An 8,590-nucleotide genomic window follows, 5' to 3' on the forward strand; every position below is an offset into this window, starting at 1 on the left:
GTCTTGGGGTGAATCCAGTTGGAGGGTCCACTGATTGCGATCTTTAATCTTCGGGTCAGCTATTATAAAGCATCGAGACGGGTAGAAGGGCTGACCTTCATATTGCAATAGGAATTGAAACGCAGTTTCGGACATATTCTTATTGCACTTTCGCGAGCATCAGATTCGACGCTGCAGGACTTAGCAGAAAACCCTACGCCAAGCCAAACCCTGAGAAGTTCTATCAACCTGAATCGAGAATGATCGCGGTTTCGTTTCGATAGGCAACCTAAACTGCAATGGATCTGGCAAAGAAATGTACGAAGGCGGGTGCTTATGTTGCCAAGGGCACAGATCATAGATTTCGTCCTGGTCTTCAGAGGGCTCAGAACGCGTAGCCTTTCCTCGGAGGCGAGACAGCGGCTCGGCAGTAGGGGCATTTCCTTAGCGATCTAATCTGACCCGCAGCCTCCGTGCGCGCTCCCGGAAGGCTTCCTCGCCGCCTTCGAGGATGTCGCATACCGCCTTGCGGATTTCAGCGTTTTCCAGGCCGCCAGCCCTGTAGGTGATCGGCGGAAGTCCGCCTGCCGGATGCGGTCCGGCATCGGCGACGATGATCTGATCCGCATCCGTGTTGATGACGAGGTTGGCGTTGTGAGTAACTATGATCACCTGACGCTTGGCCTTGGCGGCCACGAACAGGGCAACGAGTTCATCGAACACCGACTTGGGGTCCAAATTCTCCTCGGGCTGATCGATGACAAGGGGGCGGTCGTCTGCGTCGTCCAATGCCAGATAGAGCAGGAGAAGCACGATGCCTCGTGTCCCCGGCGACAGCTTACGAATGTCGATCCCGTCATAGACGATCTCGTAGCGGACCGAGATGTGGTCCGTGTCGAAAAGCCAGTGTGCGAACTGCTTCAGCCACGTACGAAATTCCACCTGCTGGTTTTGCGCATAGGGCGCGTGGCCAATCAGATCTCTCATATACAGCGCGAGGAAGCTGGCCATCGCCGCCTGCACATCTGCGGCCGACCCTGTTTCCCACGCGGGCCGTAGGGTGGTGTCGGCCAGCGCGATCAGCGCGCCGCGACCCTGGAACGGTCCCGCCTTGCGCCGGTCGAGAAGATCTTCTTCGGCGACCGTTCCCCAGGCGGCGACATCGACGACGCGGCACACGGAGAAGCCGAGCTTGCGCAGCGTGCCTGTCGATGCTGTGAGGCGAGCCATTAACGGCGCGTAGAGGTCAGCAAGTGCGTCCTGCTCATTGATGATCGCCTGAAAGACCCGGGCGTAGGCCGCATCCCGCTCACCTTGTAGCTCTCTCCGACGTGTGGCGGCGCCGTGGGCGTCGGCCAGTCGCGTTTGCAGGTTTTGAAGCGCCGCGTTCTCGACCGCGATGCGCTGGGAGAGGGTGGCGTACTGATTTCGGACGATATTGTCGGCACTGACCAAGGCCTCTAGGCGGACCATCTCGGCCAGAAGCGTGTTGAGGGTCAGCTTGGATAGATCGGCATTGTCCGGGAAAAGTGGCGTGCTCGGGGCTGCGGGCGGGATCGGCGGACCCGTCAGTGCTGCGACCTGCTGGTCGGCCCAAGCCACGTAGCCCGCGAGGCTCGTGTCGACGTTACCTTTGTAGATGAGCAGGAATTCATCCCACTGCTGCGCACTCAGGCCGCTGTGCTGGTGCCGTTCCTTGGCCTGGCGCAAAAGTTCTGGCGCCTTGGTGGCGCGGGTGCTGGCCACCTCGTCCTGCAGGGCGACAAAAGTACGGCGCTGGTTGCCATAGGCCAGGATCGTTCCGCGAAGTGCCTGAACCGCCTGCCCAAGCTGCGAGTGGCGGCTTGCCTGCGCTTCGCTGCCCTTGACAACGAGCTTGGCTTGATCCTGGTTGTAGCTCTTGATCTGACCGTCCTTCTGAGTGGCCTGCAGCGACAGGCCGGCCACCGAAGCCTCTTTCTCGATTTCGGTGGCGATGCGTTCGGAAATGTCGGCGATCGCGTCTGCCTCCCTTTCCCGAGCCTGCTGGAAACGAGCGGTGCGGAAGTCGCGCAGTTCGGCGAAATCGATAGCGCCGTCGCGGTCGTCCTGGGGATGGGCCTCGAAGATCACACGTTCGATCTCCGCGATCAGGCCGTCAGAAACACCGGCGGAGGAGCAAAGCTCCTCGACGAACTGCTGAGATAGATAACGCGCGCGGGGAAACGCTAGATGGCTGTTGGCGTCTCGGCCGTCCAGGAAACGCGTGACCGAGGCGCCGCCGCCCCAATCCAGTGTCGCGGTCGCGTTGCCGAGAAGCGTGCGGGCGCGCACGAGGAAGGACGGGCTGATATTCTCGTTGGCTCCCCATGCTGCTGGCGCGATCGCATCGCAGCCGGCGGCGATAACGTCAGCGAGTGCGGTCTTACCGGACCCGCGCGCGCCAATGATCGCGACGAGGCCCGGGTTGAGCGGGATCGCGGGTGTGGCGGCCCAACCGGCGTCGGCGATCGAGACGTGGGAGATTACCTGGGAAGGCATTGCCGTGCGCGGCGGCTCGGCGCCGACATGGGCGCGGCCCTCGGGGTCGATGCAGGCCTGACGCAGGGCGTCGAATTCCAGCCCGCCCTTGATCCACGAGTATCGCTCCTCCACCGGCTGGCCGACGGTCTGCTGGTCATGGGCGTCGCTGCCGTGCAGGCATGGTTTGCAGCCATCGTACCGTTCGCGAAGCTGATCGAGTGTCACCCCCCGGCGTCCGGACCAAAACTCGCGCTGCGCCGGGCTGCTCGAGAAGATGATGTGCGCGAACTTTTCGATCTCCTGGCGCACGGTCGCGTCGGCGGCCTGGCGCAGGCCTGACGTCCCGTCGCCAGCCGCGCCCGCGACGGCGACGAGGATGTTGGCTTTCGCCCAATCGCTTTCGCGCATGACCCGCCGAAGGTGGTCGAAATTGACCTTAAACTGCGTTGCGCCATGGGCGAGCGCTGCCCGATCATCGATAATGCTGGTATCAGCCTTCTTGCCGAGAGAGATCAGATCCTGGCGGGTGCAGTTGAAGGTATCGCCGTGAGCCTGGAACTGAAGGCGCTGAAGGATGCGGTGCAATTCCTCGACGTGCTTCGGGTCTTCGGGGCTGACAAGAAGGTGGAGGTTGACGAAACCGCTCTTGGCGGCGACGTCGAGGCGCAGCTCGACGTTCGGGAAAATGAGCTGGACGCCGGGCAGGCGCCCCGCCGCCTTGCATCTCAGGACCTCCTGATAGCTGTCCGTCAGATAGTAATCCGTCACCGCGATCGCCTCGATCTTCGGCGTGACAGTCTCAAGCGTGTTGAGATAGGTCTCCCAAGGCGTGCCACCGCCGAACTGGTTGTTCAGGACGGTGCCTGGTGCATGAATATGCGGTTCCCAGCGCCGCCACTCAGATCCACGACCGATCATGTTACCTCCTTCAATGCCGGTCGCTGTCAGTCCTGACGGTCGTTCCCCGGTCGATCTGATCGAGGACAACATAAGGTCGTCCGAACCGACAGTTGAGAGGTTCGGGCACAGTAATGTTAGGGGTTCAGCGGCTTACGCGATATTCCCAGCCCAACTCGTTTCGCTGATCGTTCAGGCCATCGGAATAATCATGAAGGACCGTCTCGATCTCGTGCTCGCTCAGGGTGCAAGGGTTCTCCAGAGCTGTCTGATCCCAGCCGATGTTCCAGATGGTCAGTAATTCGGGTTTGTCGCTCCAGCGCGGCAGGAGGAACGTGATCGCCATCAGAGTGGGGAACTGTCGCAGGATGCCCGTCTGGGTCTGGTGGCCTGCAAGATTGCTTTTGCCGTCGAACTCAGGGAGCGAGAGAATCTGTTCGCCCGGCAATCCGAGCGCCACCTGCCAAAGCTCGCCGCTCACGCAGCTTTCAGCTGGCGGCGCTTCATGGAAGAACACCGGCAACAAGCCAGAAGGACCCTGCGCGATGCTGCTGAGACGTCCCAGATCAACGACAAGCACGGTGGGACCATATTTGATCTGACCAGGCTTGATGTTGTTGCTGATCTTCTGGATCGTGTCGTCAATCCGGGCGACCGAGCCGGCATTTGGCAGGAGTCCGGAAATTTCGTGTGGTTCGCCAAAATGGATGCCGGGTTTGTGAGCGCGCTCTTCCAGCTCGGCCGCGATCTCCAGCGCTTCGTGACCGATCTCCTTGTGGCGCCGCAACGGCTCGGCGATTTCGAGCGCCTTGACCTCGAAATAGAGGTGCCCGGACGCATGCGAATATCGGAAGTCCGGCCGCTTCGCTTTGTGGCCGCCGGTCCCAGGAGTGCGCTCCAGGACAACACCGCGGTCCTTCATCGCCAGATAGAATGACGCTTCCGAATAGGCCTCATAGGCCTGCGCCATCTGGACATGATCTTCCGGTGCGGCCACCGCCTTGAACTTTGTGCGCAGCTCGCGATCAAGCGCTGCGAGCGTGGTGTCTGTGCTCGCGTCTTGCGTGATCCGCTCGACCTGCTCCCGCGTCATCATCATGATGGGAACCGACACGGTCAGGCCGGACAGCAACTGCGATACGCGGATGAATTCGTCGGTTGATGTCGTCGCCATCGTTGACCTTACTGCGCCGCAGCCAATTGGGATGGCACCGCACCTGGGTTGCGTCTCTCAGGGCCGGTTCGCTCCGCTCCGAGTCATGGGCGCTCCGTTCCGCTCACCGGACGTCGAGACGCAACACAAGGGCCACGTCTGGCATGTCGGGTCGACGTACGCAACGGCCTGTGTCTGAATGGCGGCGAGAAATCGACTATCCAAGCTCATGGATCGTTACGCCCGGCACAACCGTCTTGGCGATCTCGCATAGGTGCTGGTGATGCGTGAGGTAGATTACCTGTCCGGCACCCGCCATATCGCCAAACAAGCGGAAAACCTCCTCAGACCGGACATGGTCGAACGTTTCCATGATGTCGTCGGCGATGAACGGGACTGAGGGTCGAAACTGGGCGAATTCGTAATATCCCGCAAGCCTCAGGGCCAAATAGAGTTGGAACCGCGCACCCTTTGACAGCGCATCGGCGACCTTGGATTGCCCGTCGTGTTGCAATGCGATCAGTACTTCACCGCCTTTGATCGGTTGGGTTGTCAGGCCTGAGTATTGGCCACGCGTCATCAACGCGAAAGCATCGGATGCGCGCGCCATCATGCCGGAGCGATGGCGCTCTCGATAGACGCGCAGCGCATTGCCGGCAGCCATAACACCCAGCTTCAGCTCGACGTAGCGGACGGCCTTCTCTTCGATGTCCAGAAGGACGGTGCGCCGTTCGGCATCAATGCGGGCAACGGCGCTGTCGCCGCCAATTGCATCCAGCTTGTCGGCTGCGCGCGTTCGCCGAATGAGCTGTTGTTGGATCGCTTCGTCAAGATCCTGAAGCCGCTGATCGGCTTCGGCCCTCTCGATGGCAAGCTTGTCGAGATCGAGAGCGTCCAGGATCGAGCGCGCCTGCTCGAACCCTTCCACCGCGAGTTCGGCCGCCGCCTGCTCTTCGAGTTCGGCCACGGCAGTGCGCAGGCGATCCCTGTTGCGCAGCTGCTCGTCGCGTTCCACGACCTCTGACAGGGTAGTCACGCCAAATACGCTCAGGACGTCGGTCTTGTCGCGCTCATGTGCAAAAATCTCAGCATCGAGGAACTCGCGGGCATCCTGCAGGCGCTGCAAATCGGTGACGAGGTTTGCTTTCGCCTCGCGGGTACGATCGGCGCGCTCGAGGCGCTCGGCAAGACGGATCGCTATCTGTTCCGGCTCGTCGCCGTTCGCCGGCTCGCCCACTTCCGCTGCAACGGCGGTGACTTCGGCCAAAAAAATGTTCCTGTCCGCCACCATCTTGTCGACGCGGAGCTGCATGGCGTCGCGGTCTTGAAGGCTCTTGGACAAATCGGCCAATTGATCGAGCACGGTGCCGACGCCAGGCGCCGAAAGCCCATTTTCGAGCCAGGTGCCCTTGAGCGCGTCGACAATACCGGCCAACCACTCTTCCTCGCCGCGCTCCGCAACGGTGCGCCTTTCCACGACTGGGCGCTGCCCCCGGCGATGGAGCGGATACGGCGCAAACTGAAGCCGGCCCATGACGGCGATCGGCAGATGGTGGCGATCCTGACGGCGGTTCTCAGCGATGGCCTCGACGTGGTGGAAGCTGCCTGCCAGGAAGCGCTCGACCAGAATGTCTGCTCGGCTGCCGTCATCCTCAACATCCTGGCCCGCCGTCGCGATCCGGCCCCGGCAATCACCATTCTCACCCCGGACGCGCTTCGTCTGCAGCATGAGCCACAGGCCGACTGCGCCCGCTACGACAGCCTAAGGAGGGCAAGCTGATGGAACGCACCCAGGTTCTCGACTTGATGGGAACGCTGAAGCTGTATGGCATGCGTAGTGCCTATGACGAGGTCATGGCAACCGGCATCAAGCGCCAGCACGAACCGCCAAGGATCGTCGGCGACCTGCTCTCGGCCGAGATATCCGAGAAGCAGGCTCGCTCGATCAAATACCAGCTCACTGTAGCCAAGCTGCCCTTGGCCAAGGACATCGAGGAGTTCGACTTCGACGGCACTCCCGTCAACGAGGCGCTGATCCGCGATCTCGCGAACGGCACCTTCGTTGCCGACCAGCGCAATGCCGTCCTCATCGGCGGCACCGGAACCGGCAAGTCGCATCTCGCCATCGGCATCGCCCGTGCTCTTATCCGCAACGGTTCTCGGGGCCGCTACTTCAACGTCGTCGATCTGGTCAACCGGCTCGAGACTGAACACCGCGGTGGCAAGCAGGGCCGCATCGCCGACTATCTCACCCGGCTCGACTTCGTCGTGCTCGATGAACTCGGCTATCTACCGTTCGCCCAGGCTGGTGGTCAGTTGCTGTTCCATCTGATCAGTCGGCTCTACGAACGCACCTCGATCATCGTCACAACCAACCTGGCCTTCGGCGAATGGCCATCCGTCTTCGGCGACGCCAAGATGACCACCGCGCTGCTCGACCGCCTTACCCACCACTGCGAGATCATCGAGACCGGCAACGAATCCTGGCGCTTCAAGAACCGCGCCTGATCAACACCGTAAACCCGATCCGCGCTCGCCGGGCTGCGCAACCCCGACCAGCTACGCCCGGCGAGCGCTCCCGTCGCGCATTACATCAAGGGGGTCAAAATTGGACGCCGATCCGGGGTCAGTTTTGAACGCCGTTTGACAGGCAGCAAGCGCGGGGGTGTACAAGCACAATGTATCCAACTCATATGGGGCCGGCCGCGGCGCTGACGCGCGGCTGGTGCTTGATGGGCGCCAAACGGGCCGAGGGGGACCGCCGCGGCTTTCGAGGTGGCGTTGCGGGGTGCCGGCAAGACCCGCACCGATGCCTTGTGGGCAAAGCCTGGCCTATCTGAGCGCCGGGCTGCCGGATATGGCCGCAGTCGACGCCGCCAAGGCACCGCAGGATGCGGTGCAACGTGCAACTGCGGACCGCGCTTCTGGAAAATCAGGCCAACACCGCTTTCAACCAAAGGCCGCTATGTCGAGACGAGCGAACGGTCGCGCATCGCGCCCAACTGAACCGGGCACATGGTGCTGCGCGGCTACGCCTACTGATCTGCGCCGCTTGGGCAACGCCGAGCAGATGTTCCGGGCCGCCGCCAGGACGGGAAACCGCGATGCTATCAGGGCACTAAACGACGTCAAGCTGCGCGAGGCAAGGTCCTGCGCGGGGGCCAAGCGTCCTCGTCCGTCTCGTCTGTGCTGGGATGGCGGGCTGCAAGGCAGGCATTTTGCGAAATTTGTCGGTGTCGCCGTCCGGCGCAAGAAGCCGCGCTGGCGGAGGAGGCGGTATTGCCCGGGCTCGCAAGCAAAATTGTGCGTCCGATGCCGGCTCGGCGGGGCCGCCGACAATGGATCGCAACTGACGTAAACTGATACCGACGTATCGAGAACTGCGGATCAAGACTGCACAGGCCTTCGTTCAGCCTGCATTCTCGCCGGCATGGTCGAAGTGCACAATGAGGCCATGGTCCACGCCCCGCTTTGCGAGCATCTCGACAAGACGACTGTCTGAAACCGGCGGCGTGTGGATAACTTGCTTGAGAGCCCGCAGACCAAGTTGCGTCGACAGAAGGCCGCGCCGACTGCGAGTATCCACATATTGATCGATCAGCGATTCAAGGTGCATCAAAGATCCTCCGAACTTGGGATGTTGATAACCTCGCGATGGTTCGGCTGCATTTACATTGGTTAGCGCAGAGAGAATTTTGTTGGGCGAGGCTAAATTCTTGTCCTGCCGGTCAGCGGGAGAATGACCGGAAACTCGCAGCGCGGCGCTTCGCGGGAGGCCGCGGACAAATGCCTTGCCGGCGCGTGGAGCGGGCGAGGGTGCAGCGTCTGGAGGCGCGCGCGGCGCAGCGTGGAAGTGCGCATATACGCCGGCAGCCCAGATGGGGTCAGGACTGCCGGATTGGCCGCATCAGGGTGGGCCGGATCTGACTGAGGCCGGGCAGGATCGGCCACCGCCGACCTTGCGCGGGATGGTCATGCGCCGAGCGCGCCCATGCCGTTCGTCATCTGCTCGCTCTGGGCGCCGCTGTCGGGCCTTGGCGGCGCAAGCATCGGCTCGCC

Annotated in this window: 4 protein-coding genes and 2 pseudogenes; 2 read left to right on the plus strand and 4 right to left on the minus strand. The window is 62.0% G+C overall.

The window, feature by feature from the left end; all coding sequences use genetic code 11:
* Positions 1-423 precede the first annotated feature (423 nt).
* The 3 genes and pseudogenes from FJ977_RS34040 to FJ977_RS36835 form a co-directional block, all read right to left on the minus strand.
* The gene (locus tag FJ977_RS34040; protein WP_140776926.1) at positions 424-3,399 is read right to left on the minus strand and encodes a TrlF family AAA-like ATPase; all 2,976 of its coding nucleotides are present in this window, start codon (positions 3,397-3,399) and stop codon (positions 424-426) included.
* Positions 3,400-3,523: 124 nt separating this feature from the next.
* On the minus strand, positions 3,524-4,552 hold the full coding sequence (locus FJ977_RS34045; RefSeq protein WP_140776928.1) for a hypothetical protein: 1,029 nt from the start codon (positions 4,550-4,552) through the stop codon (positions 3,524-3,526).
* A 196-nt stretch (positions 4,553-4,748) separates the two neighbouring features.
* Positions 4,749-5,312: pseudogene (locus FJ977_RS36835) on the minus strand (hypothetical protein); the annotation flags it as partial.
* A gap of 669 nt (positions 5,313-5,981) precedes the next feature.
* On the opposite strand from FJ977_RS36835, the pseudogene FJ977_RS34055 reads away from it, so the two are divergent.
* Positions 5,982-6,311: pseudogene (locus tag FJ977_RS34055) on the plus strand (IS21 family transposase); the annotation flags it as partial.
* Positions 6,311-7,039: an IS21-like element helper ATPase IstB gene (gene istB / locus FJ977_RS34060; RefSeq protein ID WP_140776930.1), complete on the plus strand. Its 729-nt coding sequence runs from the start codon at positions 6,311-6,313 to the stop codon at positions 7,037-7,039. The pseudogene FJ977_RS34055 and the gene istB, both read left to right, overlap by 1 nt.
* 901 nt (positions 7,040-7,940) lie before the next feature.
* Here the strand turns inward: istB and FJ977_RS34065 are convergent.
* The gene (locus FJ977_RS34065; protein ID WP_140776933.1) at positions 7,941-8,147 is read right to left on the minus strand and encodes a hypothetical protein; all 207 of its coding nucleotides are present in this window, start codon (positions 8,145-8,147) and stop codon (positions 7,941-7,943) included.
* Positions 8,148-8,590 lie beyond the last annotated feature (443 nt).

Origin of the sequence: Mesorhizobium sp. B2-1-3A (assembly GCF_006442655.1) — a bacterium.
Taxonomy (GTDB): Bacteria; Pseudomonadota; Alphaproteobacteria; order Rhizobiales; family Rhizobiaceae; genus Mesorhizobium.